The sequence below is a fragment of the Clostridium sp. C8-1-8 genome (genome assembly GCF_009928445.1).
Classification (GTDB): Bacteria; Bacillota; Clostridia; order Clostridiales; family Clostridiaceae; genus Clostridium_AR.
Map to the genome: position 1 here is coordinate 31,623 of NZ_JAABNO010000027.1, position 22,427 is coordinate 54,049.

General features: G+C 30.8%; 17 protein-coding genes, 1 riboswitch and 1 other annotated feature. Of the genes, 15 read left to right on the top strand and 2 right to left on the bottom strand.

The genetic code is table 11. From position 1 onward, the window contains the following. Positions 1 to 32 precede the first annotated feature (32 nt). From GXK57_RS20940 to GXK57_RS26400, 3 genes are all read left to right on the top strand, one after another. Positions 33 to 575: a rubrerythrin family protein gene (locus GXK57_RS20940; protein ID WP_160679973.1), complete on the top strand. Its 543-nt coding sequence runs from the start codon at positions 33 to 35 to the stop codon at positions 573 to 575. A 12-nt stretch (positions 576 to 587) separates the two neighbouring features. Beyond that, positions 588 to 776: a hypothetical protein gene (locus GXK57_RS20945; protein ID WP_160679974.1), complete on the top strand. Its 189-nt coding sequence runs from the start codon at positions 588 to 590 to the stop codon at positions 774 to 776. A 187-nt stretch (positions 777 to 963) separates the two neighbouring features. Beyond that, entirely contained in the window at positions 964 to 1,527 is a 564-nt protein-coding gene (locus GXK57_RS26400; RefSeq protein ID WP_202127762.1) for a hypothetical protein, read from the top strand. Between the two features lie 110 nt (positions 1,528 to 1,637). On the opposite strand, the gene pssA is transcribed toward GXK57_RS26400, so the two are convergent. Beyond that, the gene (gene pssA / locus GXK57_RS20955; protein ID WP_160679975.1) at positions 1,638 to 2,159 is read right to left on the bottom strand and encodes a CDP-diacylglycerol--serine O-phosphatidyltransferase; all 522 of its coding nucleotides are present in this window, start codon (positions 2,157 to 2,159) and stop codon (positions 1,638 to 1,640) included. Between the two features lie 549 nt (positions 2,160 to 2,708). Between pssA and GXK57_RS20960 the strand changes: the two genes are divergently transcribed. After that, a complete protein-coding gene (locus tag GXK57_RS20960) occupies positions 2,709 to 3,587 on the top strand; it encodes a YegS/Rv2252/BmrU family lipid kinase (RefSeq protein ID WP_128215329.1) in 879 nt (292 codons plus the stop codon). A 921-nt stretch (positions 3,588 to 4,508) separates the two neighbouring features. On the opposite strand, the gene GXK57_RS20965 is transcribed toward GXK57_RS20960, so the two are convergent. Continuing rightward, positions 4,509 to 6,500, bottom strand: a complete 1,992-nt coding sequence (locus GXK57_RS20965) for a YgiQ family radical SAM protein (protein ID WP_160679976.1) — start codon at positions 6,498 to 6,500, stop codon at positions 4,509 to 4,511. Positions 6,501 to 6,857: 357 nt separating this feature from the next. Continuing rightward, positions 6,858 to 7,022, top strand: a riboswitch (M-box (ykoK) riboswitch). 272 nt (positions 7,023 to 7,294) lie between these two features. Here GXK57_RS20965 and GXK57_RS20970 point away from each other — a divergent pair. From GXK57_RS20970 to GXK57_RS21020, 11 genes are all read left to right on the top strand, one after another. Further along, entirely contained in the window at positions 7,295 to 8,560 is a 1,266-nt protein-coding gene (locus tag GXK57_RS20970) for a CBS domain-containing protein (RefSeq protein ID WP_160679977.1), read from the top strand. Positions 8,561 to 8,639: 79 nt separating this feature from the next. After that, positions 8,640 to 8,870, top strand: a binding site (T-box leader). Positions 8,871 to 9,119: 249 nt separating this feature from the next. After that, complete coding sequence (cysK, locus tag GXK57_RS20975; protein WP_160679978.1) at positions 9,120 to 10,028, top strand: cysteine synthase A; 909 nt, start codon at positions 9,120 to 9,122, stop codon at positions 10,026 to 10,028. A 19-nt stretch (positions 10,029 to 10,047) separates the two neighbouring features. Further along, positions 10,048 to 10,629: a serine O-acetyltransferase EpsC gene (gene epsC / locus GXK57_RS20980; RefSeq protein ID WP_160679979.1), complete on the top strand. Its 582-nt coding sequence runs from the start codon at positions 10,048 to 10,050 to the stop codon at positions 10,627 to 10,629. Positions 10,630 to 10,633: 4 nt separating this feature from the next. Beyond that, complete coding sequence (gene queG / locus GXK57_RS20985; RefSeq protein ID WP_160679980.1) at positions 10,634 to 11,653, top strand: tRNA epoxyqueuosine(34) reductase QueG; 1,020 nt, start codon at positions 10,634 to 10,636, stop codon at positions 11,651 to 11,653. Further along, complete coding sequence (nth, locus tag GXK57_RS20990) at positions 11,637 to 12,272, top strand: endonuclease III (RefSeq protein WP_160679981.1); 636 nt, start codon at positions 11,637 to 11,639, stop codon at positions 12,270 to 12,272. The genes queG and nth overlap by 17 nt, the downstream gene beginning before the upstream one ends. 406 nt (positions 12,273 to 12,678) lie before the next feature. Then, entirely contained in the window at positions 12,679 to 13,950 is a 1,272-nt protein-coding gene (locus GXK57_RS20995) for a PAS domain S-box protein (protein WP_160679982.1), read from the top strand. A 22-nt stretch (positions 13,951 to 13,972) separates the two neighbouring features. Further along, positions 13,973 to 16,750, top strand: a complete 2,778-nt coding sequence (locus GXK57_RS21000; protein WP_160679983.1) for a PAS domain-containing sensor histidine kinase — start codon at positions 13,973 to 13,975, stop codon at positions 16,748 to 16,750. Between the two features lie 363 nt (positions 16,751 to 17,113). Further along, positions 17,114 to 18,016 carry a D-alanine--D-alanine ligase gene (locus GXK57_RS21005; RefSeq protein ID WP_160679984.1) on the top strand — a complete coding sequence of 301 codons (903 nt, stop codon included), beginning with the start codon at positions 17,114 to 17,116 and terminating at the stop codon, positions 18,014 to 18,016. Positions 18,017 to 19,062: 1,046 nt separating this feature from the next. Then, on the top strand, positions 19,063 to 19,764 hold the full coding sequence (locus GXK57_RS21010) for a response regulator transcription factor (protein WP_160679985.1): 702 nt from the start codon (positions 19,063 to 19,065) through the stop codon (positions 19,762 to 19,764). Beyond that, on the top strand, positions 19,754 to 21,283 hold the full coding sequence (locus tag GXK57_RS21015; RefSeq protein ID WP_243156484.1) for an ATP-binding protein: 1,530 nt from the start codon (positions 19,754 to 19,756) through the stop codon (positions 21,281 to 21,283). The genes GXK57_RS21010 and GXK57_RS21015 overlap by 11 nt, the downstream gene beginning before the upstream one ends. Positions 21,284 to 21,374: 91 nt before the next feature. Then, a complete protein-coding gene (locus tag GXK57_RS21020) occupies positions 21,375 to 22,397 on the top strand; it encodes a glycoside hydrolase family 25 protein (RefSeq protein ID WP_160679986.1) in 1,023 nt (340 codons plus the stop codon). The last annotated feature ends 30 nt before the right edge of the window (positions 22,398 to 22,427 follow it).

The following is a 22,427-nucleotide window of genomic DNA, read 5'->3' on the forward strand; positions in this document are numbered from 1 at the left end:
CTAATGTGTGAAGTATTTTTGGGAGAATTTTTATGAAATTAAAGGATAGTGAAACCTTAAAGAATCTGCTTAAAACCTTTGCTGGAGAGTCTAGAGCAAGAAACAAGTATAATTTATATGCAGAGAAAGCTAGGCAAGAAGGTTTTGTTTGGATAGGGCAAATTTTTGATATGACTGCATCTAATGAATATGCTCATGCTAGAGAAGCATGGGGAAGATATCTGGGAATGATAAAGTCTACTGAGGATAACCTCCTAGATGCTGTTATGGGAGAAGGAGAAGAGACAAATAAAATATATAAGGAATTTGAAGAGGTTGCTAGAAAAGAAGGGTTTGAAGCTATTGCTAATTTCTATAAAGAGCTTAGAGAAGTAGAAGAAAGCCATAAGGAACGATTCAAAGAATTATATGAAAAAGTTAAAAGTGGAACAGTATTTAAGGCTAGCTGTGAAACCTTTTGGAGATGTTTAAATTGTGGATATATATACGAAGGTAAGGAAGCTCCAGAAGTATGTCCTTTGTGTAAGTTCCCAAAAGCGTATTTTGAACCATATGGAGAAGGTAAGAAAGAGTAGGAGGAAGAGATTATGAAGTTTTCATATGCAGAAGAATATTTCTTTCCAGTTGTGATGAAAGATATAAAGGTATTTGATTTTTCAGAAGATGCCGTTGAAGATGAAGCTTTAAGGAAAAATAAAGATGAAGATTTATATAAGGAACTTTTTAAAGAAGTCGATGATGAATTTATAAATGAAATACTTTGTAATAACATATAAAAGTATAGCTAAGGCTTATTGCCTTAGCTATACTTTTTACTGTGTAGAGATACAATATATAGATATTAAATGAAGGTAAGGACTTCGCAAAGTATTCACGGGTTTTAGGGAAATTAGCGTTTTTTATAAGGAATTAAATACAATGTATTTTAATATATTGTTATGATAGCAATATTAGGGTGATTTAATGGAAAGCTTCAAGGAACTTTTTGACTCATATTTTTTAGAGGTTAATAATTTGACTGATCTTTTAACAAAGTATGTTAATTCATATAGATTGCTTATAGGTGGAGCAGGGGAACTTAATGGAATTGCGCTAGCTAGAAAGAAAGAAGTAAGAGATGCTATAAAAAGAGCAAACCAGCTAGGGGATATTATAGATGTATTGCTAAACGTGATTCAAAGCGTGGAGTGTTGTTATCTTGATTATATAAGGATGAAGGCAGATGTAATTGCCCTAAAGACCGCACAGAAATCTATAATATTAACGGAAATTGATAATGAATTACTTTTCCAAAATTCCAGTGGAGGGCCAGCACAGCAGCAGGCCAATAACCAAGGAAGGCCTCCTATTAAGCCACCTCCAACAAGAAAAAGGAGAAAGCTTAATAAAGGCAATAATGATAGCCATGAAGAAGATAAAGATTGTGATGATGATCATGATAATTGCGATGACAGCTGTGAAGATAAGGATGAAAATCCTTATGATAAGAAATGTGATGACGATGATAAAAACAATCCTGAAGATTAAAGTAACTATAAGGCTTGGTAGATTTTTTTTATATGTTTTTGGAAGGGTTGATGAACAAAAAATCTCGCTGAAAAGACTTTGTTCAGCGAGATTTTTGTTTTTTTACTATCTTAAAGCTTTTTTAACTTTAAATTTGATATCATCAAGTAAGAAAAGATTAACATCAATATCACAGGTAATGCTGTTGGGACAAAGTATCTTGTTGTAATTAAAGAAAAGATTGCCATAATACTTCCTGCTATAGTTATTGGAATTCCTGTAAAAACTCCATCGAATTCTGATAAGTTATATCTCGCCAGTCTGAATGCTCCGCATATAGGGAAAATTATTAGTGCGCAATAGCCAAATAATCCTTTAGGTCCAAGTATATTTAAACTATGTTGAGTATATATTAGTATAGCAGGCGCAACTCCAAAAGATACCAAGTCAGCTAGGGAATCTAGTTCCTTTCCTAGTTCACTAGATACATTAAGAAAGCGAGCAACTCTTCCATCATATCTATCAATCAGTGCAGCTATAATTACAAATATTGCTGCTAAGAAATAATCTTCATTTAATGTGGCAAGTATTGAAAAAATTCCGAAAGATAAATTGGCAAAGGTAAAATAATTAGGGATATTACTTTTTCTCATATAATCACTCCTAGTAAAATAAATATAATTCCATCATCAATAAATAATTATAACGCATTTTAGATAAAAGTATAAGAGGTAAAATCTTATATATTCCAGAGAAAATACATATATTCAGTTATTTTTAGTTATTTTATTAACAAAATGACAGTTGGACACTATGAAAATCTATAATAATCTAGAAATTGGCTATAATATATATAATTCTTTGCAATATTATTATTTTTACTACATGTGTATATTGTATTTTTTGTTGCAAAGTTTCTATTTAAATTTATTTTGTGCATAATATACAAAATAACTATAAAACGGTATATAATGTAAGAGGTTGCCAGGTGCTGATGTATTTGTATTGTGAAAAATATTTATTTTTTATAAACAGCATCATTAGGGCAAAATTAGAGTTTATTGGCTAAATGGCATAATTATAAGTGTTTAGGACAACCTCGACATACGATTATAATTCTGCTATAATGTTTAATGATTGAATTTGCAAGAATATGATGTAAGAAATGAGAAAAGTTTACATACGTTGTTATGGAGGTATTCATGAAAAAGGTAAAGTTTATATATAATCCATTTTCAGGGGAGAATGTCATTTTAGACGAATTAGATAAAGTTATAAGAATCCACCAAAAATATGGTTATATAATTGTTCCTTATAGAATAAATAAAGAGTCTGATATATCGGAAGCTTTGCACGATATTGATGAAGATTATTATTATATTTTAGTAGCTGGTGGAGATGGTACTGTAGATTCTCTAGTTAATGCCATGAAAGCAAAAAATATAGATTTACCAATTGGAATATTGCCAGTAGGAACAGCAAATGATTTTGCAAAATTTTTAGATATACCATCAGCGGTAGGGGAAGCCTGTAAGAGGATATTAGAAAGTGAACCTACTCCAGTAGATATAGGGAAAATTAATGATAAATACTTTATAAATGTAGCAAGTACTGGTTTATTTACCGATGTTTCGCAAAAGACAGATGAAAATCTAAAAAATATGATAGGTAAATTAGCATATTATTTAAAGGGACTTGAACAATTACCTAACTTTAGAAAGCTAAAGGTGAAGATTTCATCAAAGGAGCTTGAATACGATGGATATATGTATCTAATGTTAGTATTTAATGGTCAGACTGCAGGTAATTTTAATTTAGCTACTCGTGCAGATGTTATGGACGGATATTTAGATGTAATAATATTTAAGGCTGTATCAATAAAAGATCTAATACCTTTGTTTATAAGAGTTATAAGAGGTGAACATCTAGATGATCCTAAGGTTATATACTATAAAACGAAGGAATTGACTATAGAAACTGATGAGGATATAGTTACTGATATAGATGGTGAAAAAGGACCAGGATTTCCGCTACATTTACAGTGTATAGAAGGTGGAATAAAGGTTTTAGGCATAAAATAGATTATAACATAATAAATTATAAGTAAGAGTTTCTAAAGACTTTATAGCATGAATAGTTATTATAACTTATTTATTGAGATTAAAGAAGGAACCAAGATATTAAGAGGTGTGATATGGTGGGCGTGTATCTATACTTTGTAATATTATTACTTATAATTTTTTTATGTGTTTTTATATTAGACAAGCTATTAAAGACTGCACCTATTAAGATTAAACTTATATCATTATTGGTGATTAGTTTAATGATTGTAAGATATGTAATATTGATTTTATTCGCCATTATTCAGGATCAAAAGTATATATACTATATAAAATACGTAACTTTTCTTCAATATATCTATATACCAGCAATTTTATTTACAGCATATTATATATTTAGAAGAAGCGAAAAATTAAAGTTTTCTATTAGTTATGGAATTCTAGTAATATATACAATAATGTACTTTTTGACAATTATAATATATGAGCCTACTTTGAGTATATCTTTAAGTTTTGGTTATGTAATCAGCCTTAGTCAGGAACTGATTCCTGCTTTAATATTTATTATAAGCCCCATGACAATATTGGTTCTTTCAATAGTTCATATGGATAGGAGATTTGTTAATAAACAAGGTCTTAGACTCCTTATAATTATTTCAATAATTATAATATTAGAAAGTATGTTAAAGCTTTCTGGAGTATATATATATCCCTATTCAATTATAAGTGAGCTACTAACAGTATTAGTATTTAACTATTCATTGGGATTATTTAAGAAGTAGTAATTTAAGGGATTAGAATAGCATGTCAGGCAAATACAGTAAAAAAACTTATTCGCTAGCTAGGTTTTCTCATATGGATTTGGAAATGCAGATACGGAAAAACATCACTGAAGAAGATGACTTCAGTGATGTTTTTCGTTCTTTAGGAATTTATAAAGTTTTAGTGTACTCTTTTATTCCTTGATGGACTGTTATTACTATTATTTAGCTTTTTCTTTGTACTTGAAGTAGTAGATTTTCTTTGAGCTTTATCTCCGTTGCCTAAGTTTTTTTCAGATTCATGATTATTTTTTGACTTAGAACTATTATTATGACTCTTATTACTATTAGACTTATGATTTCTTTCCTTAGCAGGAGTCCAATCTATAAGGCAGTTTTTATCTTTTCCTATAAGGTCTTCACGTCCAGCCTTTAGCAACGCTTTCTTTACTAAACCATGATTTTTTGGAACAGCAAATTGAAGTAGTGCTCTTTGCATATTCTTTTCTTCTTGAGTTTTTGGCGTATAAACTTTTTCACCTGTGAAAGGGTTAACACCGGTATAGTATATAGTAGTAGATATACTTCCTGGAGTTGGATAAAAGTCTTGTACTTGTTCAGGTGTATATCCCATATCTTTTATGTAAAGTGCAAGCTCAATTGCAGCCTTTAGATCACTTCCAGGATGAGAACTCATAAGATAAGGAACCAAAAATTGTTTCTTTCCTATCTTTTCATTTACTTGGAAGTATTTCTTTACAAATTTATCATATACTTCTCTTGTGGGTTTGCCCATTTGGGCTAAAACTTTATCACTTACATGCTCAGGTGCAACCTTTAGCTGACCGCTTATATGATGCTTACAAAGCTCTGAGAAAAACTCATTATTTTTATCTTCAATTAAATAATCATATCTTATTCCTGAACGGATAAACACTTTTTTTATTCCAGGAAGAGTTCTAACCCTTTTTAGTACGCTTAAGTATTCGCTATGGTCAACTATAAGATTCTTACAAGGCTTTGGAAACATACACTGTTTGTCTTTACATGTTCCGAACTTTTCTTGCTTTTTACAGGACTTATGTCTAAAGTTAGCGGTAGGACCGCCAATGTCATGTATATAGCCTTTAAAATCATCTAATGTGGTTAAGAGCTTAGCTTCATCAACTATTGATTCACCACTTCTGTTTTGTATTATTCTTCCTTGGTGGAAGGTTAATGCACAAAAGGAGCAAGAACCATAACATCCCCTATGGCTGGTAATAGAAAACTTAACTTCGTTTATAGCAGGAATCCCACCCTTAGCTTCATATATAGGATGATAAGTTCGTGTATAAGGTAGATTATACGTTATATCCATCTCTTCTTCAGTCAATGGCAGTTGAGGCGGGTTCTGAACAAGGTATCTGTCACCATGTGGCTGGATTACAGTCTTTCCTATTATTGGATCTTGTTCGTAGGATTCTAGTTTATAGCTCTGTCCATAAGCTTCTTTACTTGACATAGTTTCTTCAAAGGAAGGAACTATAACATAGTCTTTAAGGTTAGTTATATCCTTAGTTAAATAACAAGTTCCTCTTACATCAGCAATCTTTTTTACTTCCATTCCATAGGATAAGAGATTAGCTATTTGAACGATGGTTTTCTCTCCCATACCATAGCTCAAAAGATCTGCCTTAGAATCCACCAGTATGCTTCTTCTTACTTTATCATCCCAATAATCATAATGAGCAAATCTTCTCAATGAGGCTTCTATACCACCAATTATAATAGGAATGTCCTTGAAGGCTTCTCTTATTCTATTGCAATATACGATGACTGCTCTGTCAGGTCTATGATCTGCTTCACCACCTGGAGAGTAAAAATCATCTCTTCTTTTCTTTTTAGCTGCAGTATAGTGATTTACCATGGAGTCGATATTTCCTGAGTTTACAAGGAATCCATATTTAGGTCTTCCTAAAGCTTTGAAATCTTCAGAGTCATGCCAGTTTGGCTGAGGAATAACCCCTACAGTAAATCCGTTTGCCTCTAAGGTTCTTCCAATTATGGCTGTACCAAAGGAAGGATGATCAACATAGGCATCGCCTGTAACTATTATAAAATCTAATTGTTCTATATTACGTCGTTTTAAATCTTCTTTATTAATAGGTAAAAATTCTTTTGATAGATTCATTACAAAACTCCTTAATAGATATTTTGCTGGTTAGCAAACAATCATTTGATGAACTAAAATATCCTAAATAAGTATGGATTTTAGATTCATGATTTTGCTTGATATAACATTTATAAACACACATAGAGTATCATATCTTTATATCACTAAGTTATATTATCATAATGGTGAAAAAAATAAAAGTGTCAAAAGTCAAATGGAAGAATATGAAGCAAATTGAAGATTTCTTGCGATATTTTACAAAAAGTAATGATATATAAAATAATTTTGGAAATTTAGACATTATAGGTTGCAAAATGGGCTTAAAGTAATATAATATTAATGTATAAAGTACTATTAATATTATTTTATAAATGAAAATTTAATTGTTAGGTGAGGCTCCTACAAGAATGCATGCTACTGCCCGGAAACATCGAGAGATGCCAATGGGTCAACAGGTTTTATCGAATCAAGGTATAACTTAATGTAGCTAGACCATAGGTCTTAAGTCTTGTAGTGCTAAAACTCAACGTTGTTAGCGGTATTTAGTTGAATTTTAGAGCCTTAGGGCTCTTTTTTACTGTCTATGAAAGTTAAAAGACAGTATATTGGTAATAATATTGTAAATTTAGTGAAATCATAACAATAAATGATTGATTATCAGGTGGTGAAATTAGATGGAGAGTGGCCCTCATAGTAGGTCGCAAGGACAATTGAATAAAATAATAAACAATGAGTGGCTTCAGCAAAATTTTAACATATTCTAAAGTATAGCTCTAGCTATGCCCTCATTGATTTCTGAGGGAGGTAGAAGAATGAAAAGATTAGCTGTAATTCTTTATAGTTCTATATTAAATAAAAAGGTATACGATGAGTTTGACGATATCCTTGGAATCCTAAAGGACGTATATGTTACAACAGAAGATGGCTATCCAAGAATTATTGGGTACAAGATAAAGAGAGATGGCTCAGTGTTTGATTATGAGTTTAGAAATATAGATTTTTATTTAAAAGATAGTGGAAAACTACGAATAGAGACCAGAGGAAGTAAAGAGATATTGCCAAGAAAATATACCTATTTACTAACTCAAAATCTTTTAGATAAAAAAATAGTTGATATAAACGGAAAAAAAGTAGTAAGAGTGAATGATTTAAGGATTGCGGAAATTGCAGGAGAGTACAGAGTTGTTGCTGTGGAAGCAGGTCAAATTGCTAGATATAGAAGAATGGGAATTGAAGGCTTTGCAAAAACTTTACTTAAATTAATGAATAAAGAAGCCACTGATCAATCTTTGATGTGGGATGATGTTGAAACCTTAGAAATAATAAAGGATAGCTTACAGCTTTCAGTGCCTTATAAAAAGCTATCTACTTTGCACCCTGCTGATTTAGCAGATATATTAGAAGATCTTGATGAGAAGCAAAGAAAACAAGTATTTGAAAATTTAGATGATGACTTGGTAGCAGATGCATTGGAAGAGATAGAACCAGAATTTAAGGGATCTATAATAAGAGATTTAAGTGTATCAAAGACAGCAGAGATACTTGAAAATATGCCTAACGATGAGATAGCAGATCTTTTAGACGGACTCAATGAGGAAGAAAGAGAAAAGGTGCTAGTATCATTGGAATCAGAAGATGCGGCTGAAGTAAAAGAGCTTTTAGCATATGAAGATGAGACTGTTGGTAGTATTATGAATAAAGATTTTATATCTGTAAATATAGATATAACAATAAAGGAAACAATAGAGCTATTAAGAGAAATGAAACCAGATGATGAAGTTATGCATTATATTTATATTACAGATGAATTGGAAAAGCTTTTAGGTGCTGTACCTATAAGAGATTTACTTATTAGTAGTAGTGAAACAAAGCTTAAGGATATAATGGATAGAAGTGTTATTAGTATCAAGTATGATCTGCATATTGATGAAGCCATCGAATTAATAACCAAATATGATCTGTTATCTGTACCTGTTACAGATGAGGAAGATAGACTTGTAGGCATAGTTTTAATTCATGATATTGTGGATGAATTCTTACTTCCAACCTGGAGAAAGAAAGTGAAAAAAGCTGTTTAATATTATTTAAAATTTAGTTGACATTTAATGCAAATGGCATATAATAAAATTAAGATTAATCTTATCAAAATACTCAACTTTAAATGCAAGGAAAAAGTAAAGTATCATAAATGAAGGTTTCAGAGAGGAAGAGATGGTGTGAATCTTCTACTTGGATTTTATGAGAAGTGCGCTTTGGAGCTGGTAGCCGAAATTTTTAGTAGGTGTCCTCGGGAATGCCCGTTATAGCAAGGAAGCATGATAGTGCTTTTTATGAGTGAGATTTTATATCTAAGTAGAGTGGAATCGCGGAGTTTACTTCGTCTCTAATAAGGAGATGAGGTTTTTTTTTATTCTTTATGAATGTTTTCTTAGATAAAGTTATAGGCAAGTATGCTTATAAGGCTTAGTAGCAATTATAAGTGAAGGGATAAAAAAGTAAGACTATTTCAATAACTATAAAAAGTCAAAGGTATAAAAAGATAACTTATACTTATTTATAGCAGTTATCTTTGATATAAATATATAAATTATTAGGGGTATCTAAAAGAATAAATTATAATTTTGGAGGTAGAGAGATATGATATTCAATAATGCATTAGAGTTACTTGGAAACACACCAGTATTGAAGGTAAACACTTTAACAGGAGAGAATTCCGCAGAAGTATATGTAAAGTTAGAGAAATTTAATCCAGGTGGAAGTGTAAAAGATAGAGCGGCTTATGGAATGATAGAAAAAGCTGAAAGCTTAGGATTACTAAAGGTTGGAGATACTATAGTAGAACCTACAAGCGGTAATACCGGAATAGCTTTAGCTATGATTGGAAAGCTAAAAGGATATAAAGTTGTAATAGTAATGCCAGAAACAATGAGTAAAGAAAGAAGAGACTTAATTAAAGCTTATGGTGCAGAACTTGTACTAACAGAAGGTGCTAAGGGAATGAAGGGAGCTATTGCTAAAGCAGAAGAATTAGTTAAAGAAAAAGGCTATTTCATGCCACAACAATTCTTAAATGTAGCTAACCCAGAAAAACACTATGCAACTACTGCAGAAGAAATAGTTAAAGATCTACCAGATATAGATGTATTTGTAGCTGGAGTTGGAACTGGTGGAACAATATCTGGAGTTGGTAAGAAGTTAAAAGAGTTAAAGAGTGATGTTACAGTAGTAGCAGTTGAACCTGAAAAGTCACCTGTAATCTCTGGAGGTGCTCCAGGACCACACAAGATTCAAGGTATAGGAGCTGGATTTGTTCCTGAAATCTATAACAGTGATGTTGTAGATAAGGTAGTTCAAGTTAAGGAGGAAGATTCATTTGCAGCAGCAAGAAACTTTGGAGCTAACGAAGGAGTACTTATAGGCATATCTTCAGGTGGTGCACTTCATGTTGCATTAGAATTAGCAAAAGAGTATGGACCAGGTAAAAAGATTTTAGTTGTAGCACCAGATGGAGGAGAAAAATATCTTTCAATGGGCCTATATGAATAATATAAAGGTGTGATAACAATTGTTTAAGAACCTTAGATACGATATAAAAAAGATACTTGAAAATGACCCAGCAGCTAGAAGCTGGCTTGAAGTTTTACTACTTTATCCAAGTGTTCATGCAGTTAATGGACACAGAGTATCTAGTTGGTTTTACAAAAGAAAAATGTTCTTTATAGCAAGACTAATATCTCAAGTAGTAAGACTTTTTACAGGTATAGAAATACATCCAGGGGCTAAAATAGGCAAAGGCTTATTTATAGATCATGGTATGGGGGTAGTCATAGGAGAAACTAGTGTTATAGGCAACGATGTTGTAATATATCATGGAGTTACTCTTGGTGGTACTGGAAAAGATAAGGGTAAAAGGCATCCTACCGTTGGAGATAATGTAGTTATAGGAGCAGGTGCTAAGGTTCTTGGACCTATAACTGTTGGAGATGGAGCAAAGATTGGTGCGAATTCTGTAGTACTTGAAGCTGTTCCAGCGGGAGCTACAGCAGTTGGAATACCAGCGAGATTTATAGTGAAAAATACTCCCATAATCGAGATTGAAGATTATAGGGGAAGAAGAAAGAAAATATATAATAATATGGTGATTTAATATTATGGATTTATCAAATGAAATAATAAAGTACTGTGCTTCTCTTGGACTTGATTCAATTGGCTTTGCACAGTGTAGAGTTTATGAAGAGTTAAGAAGCTTTTATAGCGAAAGAAAAGCCAAGGGTTTAGAGAATGAATTCGAAGAAAAAGATATAGAAAAAAGAATAAATCCAAATCATTATATGAGTGAGGGAAAGACTATAGTATCTATAGCTTTCCCTTATCTGCATGATAAGGATTATACAGACAATGGATTTTCTTTGTATACTAGAGGCAAGGATTATCATAGCGTAGTATATAGCTACTTAGAAAAGATAGTGGGATTTATAAATAGCTTAGGAGGAAATGCTATTGCTTTTACTGATAGCAATACTTTGCCAGAAAGATATATAGCTTATCTTGCAGGCGTAGGTTTTGTAGGTAGAAATAATATGATAATTACTAAGAAATATGGTTCTTATGTGTTTTTAGGAGAAATAATAACTGATTTGGTTATACCTCAATCCACAAGAAGAACCTTTGAGGATATGAAGGATTTTGAAGAATGTGGCAATTGTAGAGCGTGTTATATAAGCTGTCCCACAAAGTCTATAAATTCATATAGTAAGAACCCTAACATCTGTATGTCTTACATAACTCAAAAGAAAGACATTGATGATAGCTTTTTTCCTTTAATGAACGGGCGAGTGTTTGGATGTGATAGCTGTCAAAAAGGATGTCCTTTTAACGAGCATATAAATTTATCACCTGTTGAAGAGTTTTATCCATTGAGCTTTATGGAAGATAATAATGAGGATAATATAATAAATATTAATAACTCAGAGTTTAAAGCTACTTTTAAAAATTCCTCTTGTGGATGGAGAGGGAAAAATATTTTAATAAGAAATACACTAATTAGAAAAGCTTTATATAAACACATGGATATTTCCAAGTATAAATTTAATTCACCGTATTTAGAAGAATATAAAGAACGAATTGTAGGCTTTAAAAATAGGAGATGCAAAAATGAAGAAAAGTACTAAAAATATATTAGAAATATTAAAAGAAGAATATCCAGATGCACAGTGTGAACTGAATTATGGTACTCCTTTTCAACTGCTTGTAGCTACAATACTTTCTGCTCAAACCACAGATAAAAAGGTTAATGAAGTCACTAAAGATCTATTTGAAAAATATCCAACAGTAGATGAATTTTTGAAAATCTCTCAAGAAGAATTAGAGGAAAGAATAAAGCAAATAGGACTTTATAGGAATAAAGCAAAGAATATAATGATGATGTGCAGGCAGCTCAAAGAGAATTACAATGGGGAAGTACCTAAAACCATGGAAGGCATAACTTCATTGGCCGGTGCTGGAAGAAAAACTGCTAATGTGGTGCTTTCAAATGCTTTTGGAGTACCATCTATAGCAGTTGATACACATGTTTTTAGAGTATCTAATAGGATTGGTCTTGCCAAATCTGAGGATGTATACGAAGTTGAAATGCAGCTTCAGAAGGAATTGCCTAAAAAAGAATGGTCGCTTGCTCATCATCTTCTTATATTTCATGGAAGAAGATGTTGCACAGCTAGAAATCCTAAGTGTGATATATGCCCTATTAAGGGAATGTGTAAATATTATAAGAGTACAACTAAAAAATAATATAAGTATAGGTTAGCATGTATAGACGGAGGTAGAAGTCCTGATATACATGTTTTTTTTTGTGGATCTTCCCAATGTTCGTTAGGGGAGGGAGATGCGGAAAAAACTTACTGAAGAAGGTTGTCTGTGATATATTTTTACAATTAAACATATGAATATTAAGATAGTTACAAAAACATACAATAATAATAAAAATATGATAATTTTTGAGGTATTAAGAGTGAATAATCAGAATTAGAAGCTGAATTATATCTTTTACTATTATTAAATTAAAATACTAAGGACACTTCAATAAAAACAAACAATTAAATAGCGATAATTGCGATATTTAAATTTTTCAAAATATTATATAAAATAGTATAATTAATAAGTAAATTACATTTTATGTATTAGGTGGTATAATAATATGGATTATCTTATAGATAAATATAGAAAAATATCAAAATATGTAGGGTTACAAGATATTATGATGATACTACTAACCATAGCCTTTGTAATATCAATAAATATATTTAATAAGTATAAGGATTATAACTTTAATGAAGTATTTATTTCTATAAGATTATTAATAGTTTTTGCTTGTTTAATATGTATATACTTATGTTTTTTATACATTTCTCAAGAAGACAACATTATGTTTTTGACAATTTGTTTTTCCATAGTATACTTTTGTTTTGAGTTTATGGTTAGAGCGGTTCTATTAAGGTTAAATGTAAATAATGTAAGCAGTGTATTGGAATTAAGTAATGTCAAATATCCATTTGTTTTTGGAACTATCTTAAGGCCGTTAACGATATTACTTTCAATTAAGTTTAGTAGATATAAATTTATGCCTACAATGAAGAAAAGTATATTAATACTTGTAGTAGCCTTTTTTTTAGGAGGTGGGACAGTTTTAGTTGATATATATTTGTTGTTACCAAAATTCGTATATTTATCAGAACAGAGAATTATTGTGACCATAATAGATACAGTTTTAGTAAATGTTATAGCATTAATTGTTTGTATGGCATGTAATAATAAAGATAAGTATTCACATAAGGTGTTATATTACTTAATATTACCGATTTTTGCTAAGAGTTATAGTTTTTTTTCCAGTGATAATAAATCAATATATATGATTGGTTCCGAGGTAATAATACTACTGATTTTAGTAATGCATATAGGCAATATAGGTCTATTATGGAGTAAAAGAGTTAGAGATGCCTATTCCAGTATTAAACAAGAGGATATTGGAGTGGTATCCAAGGATGAATTGGCTAATATAGAAGTAGAAGAACAGGAAAATGAATGTAGTAAGGATAATGATTTGAGGAATATGAGCGACTTTCTACAGTCCTATTTTTTAATTGAAGAAAATATAAAAGATATATTGTTAATAGTTGATATAGAGGGAAGAATTAGTTATGTATCAAAGTCATTTTTTTCTCTAACTGGTTTTAATGAGGAAGAGATAATTGGAACAAGCTTTTTTACAATTACACATCCAGAAGATATTATAAAGGCAAAGATTCTAATTAGTTTGAAAAAGAATGATACAGTTCCTATAGTACATAGGATTAAGCAAAATAATGGAAAGTACATTTGGACTGAATCAATAGCAGACTTAATTTTTGAAAATGATAATATAACAGGTAAAATTATTGTGGCAAGAGATATAAGTTATAAAAATTTATAAGTTTAGGGGAAGGATAATAAAAATGAATCACAAAAGCCAAGAAAGGCATATTTCATATTTTAGTATTTATATGACATTCATTTTTCTAATTCTTTTACAATATGGTTCTAGTGTAGAAACAAAAATATCAAAATCATATAGTGATGGAATAATACTCGCTGAAGCAATATTGACCCTTACTGCAGCTTTGGCAATCTTGATATATTTCGATACAGTTAAACAAAGTTATATTTTATTCTGTGGCTTATTCTTAATGGTGTTTTTTGGAGTGAAGATTATGGAAGCTATGGATGTTCTGAGAAGTGGAAATAGCATCTTCGATATGTATAACCAAGATTTTATTTGTACAAAATACACAATTACTAACCTAATAGGGGCCTCTGGCCTAATCTTTTGTATTTTTAATGATGACATAACTACAAATATGAATGGGAAGAAACTAAAACTATACTCTGGCATAAGTTTAATAATAGGCGCTATTTTGTATTGTTTAGATGTTAAAGTTGTATATCCCTACATATGTAATCTAACTTCCTATGGGAAAAGTGCTATAAGCTTATTAAACCTATTGATTATATTAGTTTTGATTATAGTACTGGTTAGGAAAGAACAAGATTATAAAGAGCCTATGGTAGGGTTTCTTATAGTATCTACGCTCTTAGAACTATTCTATAACATTTATACATATTGTGATCTGGGAAGAAAAACTGTTCTTTTCTATTTTGCGGATATCTATTTTTTTCTTTCGGTTTCTGTAGTTATAATAGGTGTATGCATATGTCTTAAGGAAAGATATAAAGAAGTTGCAGATTCAGCGAAAGAATCAAATGAATTTAAAAAGGATATCCTTAAGTATTATAAAATTCTTGAGGAAACACCTAATTACGTTTTTATACTGGATAGAGATTCAACTATTCATTATGCTAATACTGCAGTTGAAAATTTCGTTAAATCAAACTATGGCTCTGAAAATATAATAGGTAAAAACGTTGATGAAGTAATTACAGTGAAGAATAAAAAATATTCAATGGATAAGATTAGTAAGGTTGTAGATGTACAAAAGAAATGGTCTGGTGAAAGTAAGCTTAGAGGGCCAAATAAAATTTTTTATTTTAATACATATGTTAGTGAATTAATAGTAGATGGCAAAACTTTATATTTAGGCATTATGAATGATAATACTGATTTTATAGATATGTCTTTGCAGCTTCAGAAAAGTGAGAAGAAGTTTAGACAGATTACTGATAGCGTACATGACTTAATATGTAAGATTGATGTTGAGGGAAGAATAGATTATTGTTCACCATCATATACGAATCTTTTTGGAGGTAATTATGAAGAGTATAAGAGGGTACCTTGGGTTCATAATGTTGTTGAAGCTGATATAGATAAGGTACTAGGTGACATAAAGCTTTGCTTTCAGCAAAATAAAACAGTTACAAATGAGTGTAAGATGGAGTCAGGACAAAATACATATATTTATGTTAATTATGTTATCAATCCAGTTGAGGAGAATGGGGATATTGATGGAGCTATTATAAGTGCTAGAAATATAACATATAAGAAGTTAGCTGAAAAGGAACTTAAGGAGAGCGAACGAAAGTATACAGAGATATTTAATATGTGTCCTGATATGATATATGTTCTTGACTCTAAGACTTTAAGAATAACTGATGTTAATCCAGCAATGTGTGAACTTTTAGGAAAGACTAGAGATAGTATACTAAATAGATATTTAAAACAAGTATTTGATGATATAGACTATGAAAGTGAAATTAATATAATTAAATACTTGAATGAGGGGCTTATAGTTAGAGGGCATGAAGTTTCTTTTTCCTTCTATGGAGAAGCTAGGTACTTGGAAGTAAATTATTCTCCATTAATTGAAGATGGGGAGCTTACAAAGATAATCTGTTTGGCTAGAGACATAACTGAGAAGAAAAAGATTATTGAACTTAAGGAAGAACATGAAAAGGATAGAAAAAAGTTAGATGAAACACTTCAATATGATCAATTGAAAACAGAGTTTTTTGCTAATATATCTCACGAGCTAAGGACTCCTATAAATGTTATATTCTCTGTTATACAAGTATTAGATTTGTATAGGAATGATCAAAATGAAATAAGATTACCTTATGATAAATATAGCAATGTTCTAAGACAAAATTGCTATAGACTTTTAAGGCTTATAAATAATTTGATAGACATAACAAAAATAGATGCTGGATATTTAAAGCTAAATTGCGGCATGTATGATGTGGTTAAGATTATAGAAGACATAACTATGTCTGTAGTAACTTATGCAGAAAACAAAGGTATAGAGGTAATTTTTGATACCTACATTGAGGAGTTATATATATATTGTGATCCAGATAAAATAGAAAGGATAATATTAAACCTTCTATCTAACGCCATAAAGTTTACAGATAACAACGGTAAGATTTTTGTGCTAATGGAATTATGGGGAGATAGCGTTAGGATATCTGTAAGAGATAGTGGGAAAGGTATCCCTGAGGATCAGTTAGATATAATATTTGAGAGGTTTAGACAAGTGGACAAGTCTTTGGCAAGAGAGCATGAAGGTAGTGGCATAGGACTTTCCTTAGTAAAGTCTTTGGTTGAGCTTCATGGGGGGGCTGTAACTGCTAAAAGTATCTTAAATGAAGGAAGCGAATTCATAGTAGACATTCCGATATTAAAAATTAAAGAGATACAACAGTCGCCAATAATTATAACAAATGAGGATAATAGGATTGAGAGAATTAATATTGAATTCTCAGACATATATGAGATAAGCTAGATTTTATATGCATAGTTAATTTATAGTTGTTCGACAATAGTTGTCTTTTGGGATTTACTAGCATTAATAAATTAAATAGTTGAGTTATGAATTACATAACACCTTTAATCAATTTAATTAAAGTGATATAATTAACAAGGTTTGATTATATTTATAGATATATATTTTTTATATTCTAAGAAGATTAAAGTAGGATTAAGTTATTTTATTATTTAGTGGATTATATAGTCTGTCACATTTTCCTTATATATATTGGGAAAGGCAGGTGTGAAAAAATTCAGTGGATTTTTTATAACTTAAGCTTTCTATTAGGTGTGATTCCTGTAGAATATAAAAAATACTGATGTCTTTGGAGGGATTATAATGAGAGTCGGAGTTATAATGGGGGGAATATCCTCAGAAAGAGAAGTTTCTTTGAATAGCGGACAATCTATATTGGCAAATTTGGACAAAGATAAGTATGAGATTATACCAGTTGTAATTGACAGCAAGGAAGACTTATTTACTAAAGTTAAAGATATAGATTTTGCTCTACTTGCTTTACATGGGAAATTTGGAGAAGATGGAACAGTTCAGGCGGTCCTTCAAACTATGGGAATACCTTACTCTGGATGTGACACTTTAAGCAGTGCTGTTTGTATGGATAAAGATATGACCAAGAAGGTCTTAAAGTCACGAGATATTAGAACTGCACCTTGGTTTAATGTGTCTGCTGTAGAAGAGATTGACTACAATAGGATAGAACAACTTGGCTACCCAGTGGTGGTAAAGCCAAATAACGGTGGGTCATCAGTTGCTACTTTTGTAGTTAAAGAAAAATCAGAAATAGAAGCTGCAGTTATTGAGGCTTTAAAATGGGACAAAGAAGTTATGCTTGAAAAGTATATAAAGGGTGATGAAATAACTTGCCCTATATTAGATAACGAGATGTTCCCAGTTTTAGCTATTAAGCCAAAGTCATCATTCTTTGATTATGCTTCCAAGTATTCTGATGGAGGGGCAGATGAGTTTGTAGTTGAGTTAGAGCCATCATTGCATAAGCAAGTTGAAGAAATGGCAATAGCTACTTACAAGGCACTAAAATGCAGTGTATATGCTAGAGTTGATATGATAGTTAAAGATGGAGTTCCATATATATTAGAAGTTAACACACTACCAGGAATGACTAAAAATAGCCTTTTCCCAAAGAGTGCAGCAGGTAAGAATATAAGTTTTAGCGGCTTGTTAGATAGAATAATAGAAATATCCTTACGAGAGCGTGCTTAAGTTTAGCACATCTAAAATGATTGAATAAAATTTGTAATATTAGTACTTTTAATATATCGTGTTGAAATTAAGTGGTTAGTCATCCGATGCTTAGATTATAGATGTATCACTTCGTAATAAAATTTATATTTTTAAATTTTCTCACCAAAACCCGTGAGAGCTTTAAAAATGGTTTAAGGATCGAAGTGATACATCTGATCAGCTGAATAGATAAACTACTTCAATCCTTGAACTCAAAATAAAACTTTCGATGAATCTGCGAAGTTTTATTTTGATAAATTTCAATATGAAGTAGTTTATCTCTAGCTTGCGCTAATTGCTCGCTCATATAGCATCTCCTTCATAAACACTTAATTTCAATAATAATTTTAAAATAACATAAATAAAAAGTCATAACAGGATATGATAAGCTGTTATGGCTTTTTATTTAGTATCTGTTTAAGTACCAGTTTGAAATTAAATGGTCAGTAATCCGATGCTTTGATTATAGATGCATCACTTTATAATGATTTTGTATTTTCAAATTCTTGGCTCAGAAACCAACAGAGTTTCGAAAAAAGCTAAATGATTGAAGTGAAGTATCTCTGGCCAAAACTAGGGTTATCTAAGAATTTTGCACTAGTAGATTTAAGATAATATTAAGAATTTGAATAGATAATTATTAAGATATTTTCCTTATAATAAAAGAAAGATTTGTTAAGGTATTGTGTTGAAATTAAGCTATTATTTATCCAATATTTTAAGTAACTTAATAATATAGAATATTTTGTATAACTACTTAATTTTAGCAGTATTACTAAACATAAGCTGAAAAATAGTTTAAAATTAGCAATGGGAGAATATAAAGTAAAATTATATGTATATAATCTTAATATTAATTACAATAAAATAAAAATAATTAATATAACAGATATATGGTATGCTTATGGTTAGAATTTATATAACAAAAACTTTGTTTTGAAAAGTTAGAGGTTAAAAAAATACTTTAGGAAATAGCGTCTTAGATAGAACTTTATAAATTATATACAAGAGGTGAGTAAGATATTATGGAGAAAGAAACTATACTTATTGTTGATGATGAAAAGGAAATACGAGATTTAGTAGAAATCTACCTTAAAAATGATGGCTTTAAAACTATAAAAGCATCTGATGGGTATGAAGCCCTTAAAGTGCTTGAAGAAAATCATGTGGACTTAATTGTGTTGGATGTAATGATGCCAAACCTTGATGGTATAGGTGCTTGTATGAAGATAAGAGAGGAACGTAATACACCAATAATAATGCTATCTGCCAAAAGTGAGGATATGGATAAAATATTTGGTCTTACTACTGGAGCAGATGATTACTTAACTAAGCCATTTAATCCTTTGGAATTGCTTGCGAGAGTAAAATCTCAGCTTAGAAGATATATAAAGTTAAATAACAACTCAGTTCCTAAAGTTAAAGATAATATAATTGAGATAGAAGATTTGACAATAAACATAGATACTCATGAAATTGATATTAGTGGAAAGGAAGTGAAGCTTACTCCTATTGAATTTGATATATTTGCTCTTTTAGCAAAGAATAGGGGAAAGGTGTTTTCCATAGAAAATATCTATGAGAGTGTTTGGAATGAGAGCTTTATACAATCCGATAATACTGTAATGGTCCATATTAGGAAAATAAGAGAGAAACTTGAGGAAAATCCAAGGAAACCTAAATATATAAAAACCGTTTGGGGAGTAGGATATAAAATTGAAAAATAGAAGATTCTTTAAATTTAGATTGCTTAGATGGATATGGCATTGGAGAATAATGAAGCCTGCTAGAATAATATTCAATATGTTCAGGGCAAGGATGGAAAAGAGCATAAGATTTGAGTTAGTAGTTACTTTTGGGATATGCTTTGTTATAGCATTGTTTGCTTATGGTATATCAAATGATATGTTAAGAGATAGTTATAAAACCGCAACACTTGTCTATGATGATAGTGATATACAGGATAGAGCTCAAAGATTTTCAAATTATCTTATAAATGTTAAGGATTTATCCCCAACTGACTCTAATGCAATGAAGAAAAATGTTGATAGATTTTATGGATCGGATTCTAATGAAAAGGTAATATTGACAGATTTAGATGGAAAAATAATATATAAGACATCAAATGTTACGCAAACCTCAGTAGATGTCTATGCTACTATAAAGTATGCTATGGAAACTTACTCTAAAAAATCTAGTAGCTATAGCAAATCAGAAGGAAAGGAATTTGTAATATTTTATCCTTTAGATATACAGAATGAAAAGATGTATTTATTCATTTTTGCAACTCCACAAGCAAGAATGGAATATAACGAAACTTATTCTTCGGACTCTATAATGGCTATTATTATAGCTGTGATTGTATTTGTTACCAGTTTTATATATATAACAAACAAAAAAATGAAGTATATAGAAGAGATATCAGAAGGATTAAGAAAAATTGCAGCTGGAGATTTAAAGTTTAGAATAGAGGGAAGAGGGAAAGATGAACTTAATAATCTAGCTGAGAATATTAATTACATGGCTTCTGAAATACTGCATAGGATGGAAGCTGAAAGAAAGGCAGAAAAGACAAAAAATGAGCTTATAACTAATGTATCTCACGATCTTAGAACTCCACTTACCTCAGTTATGGGGTATATAGGCCTTATTAAAGATGGAAAATATGAAGATGAAGCTCAGATGATAGAGTATTTAAATATAGCTTTTAACAAGTCAGAGAAGATAAAGATTTTAATAGAAGATCTTTTCGAATATACTAAGTTAAATAATAAAGGTGTAACTCTCTATAAGGAAAGAGTGAATTTGAATGAATTCTTATCACAACTTATAGAGGAACTTATGCCATTATTTGATGAAAGAGAGCTTATGGTTTATAAAAGATTTACTGAAGAAAAGCTAGAAGTTGATTTGGATGTAAATAAAATGCTTAGAGCTTTTGAAAACTTACTGGGAAATGCTATAAAGTACTCTTATTATAATACTAATATAGCAGTTAGTTTAAAAAAGGAAGAGGAATATGCATTTATATCTATAAAAAACAAAGGTGATAATATACCTAAAGAAAAACTGGATAAACTTTTCGAGAGGTTTTATAGAGCAGATGAGTCTAGAACCTCTGAAAATGTAAGTGGAAGCGGACTAGGGCTTGCCATATGTAAAAATATCATTGAACTTCATGGAGGCAGGATATGGGCTGAGTGTCAGGGAAATGATATAACTTTCTCAGTAATGCTACGATTATAGTTAAATAGAATAAATAATTTTAGTTTTTGTAACCTTGCTTGTACAATAATAATACTCTAATACTATGATTATTATTATAGTTGGAGGAACTATGCAAAATAAGACAATGTTTAGTACCTTCGGGGCTGACATAAATGAGTACAAAGAAGGGGTTAACTTCACAGTATTAGCTAGAACTATAGATTTTTTGTATTTAAGAGCCTCTGGTTCTGGATCAGGAAGGTTTAGGGTAGATAGAAAATTTATTGAATTTGCTAGGGGATCTAGATCCGTAGGTATACCTGTTGGAGCTTATCACTATGCGCTTCCATCAGCAGATTATGCTACTGCAGATAGCCAATGTGATGCTTTTATAGGGGTACTACAAGATGGATTTGGTCAAGGTGATTACGGAGATTTATTTCCAGTTCTTGATGTAGAGGCACCTACAAATAAATCAATAACAACTACACAGCTAGTAAATTGGGTAGATCGTTTTAGAAAGCGCTTTGAAAGTAAGACAAGAAGAAGACTTATGCTGTATACAGGAGTGTTTTTTGTTAATCTATATGATGATCTTAAGGTTCCAGGAAAAGGTTATCCACTAAGTAATATGCCACTTTGGATAGCTATGTATAGAGAAATAGCTGGAAATCCTCCTGTTCCACCGGATATTGGAGGTTGGAAGAAATGGCGAATATGGCAGTATACAGAAAAGGGAGATATTCCAGGCGTAACTCCACCTGTAGACTTGAATTATGGACCGGACAGTATTGATATGCTGATGCCGCCAACTGATGTAAAAGGACTTTATGCAAGAACAGACAATAAAAATATATATGTTTCTTGGACAAAGAATAGAGATAAGGACCTTTTGGGATATAATCTATTTGTAAACAGCAATTACGCAGGAACTGTAGGAATAAATGATACTTATTACGTTATACCAAGATCTAAGTTTAATCTACCAGCTGGAAGACCTATAGAAATAGGCATAGAGGCTTTTGATTTTGATGGAGACTTTTCTAAGAAGAGGAATAAGTTTTTAATTCAACCAACTAGAAGTGATGATCCATTGGAATATGGTACCTATTTTGATGATGAGTATTTTATGTTTGGTCAAAATGAGGAGTAATTATATCATAGTAATAAAAATGCCCTTTTT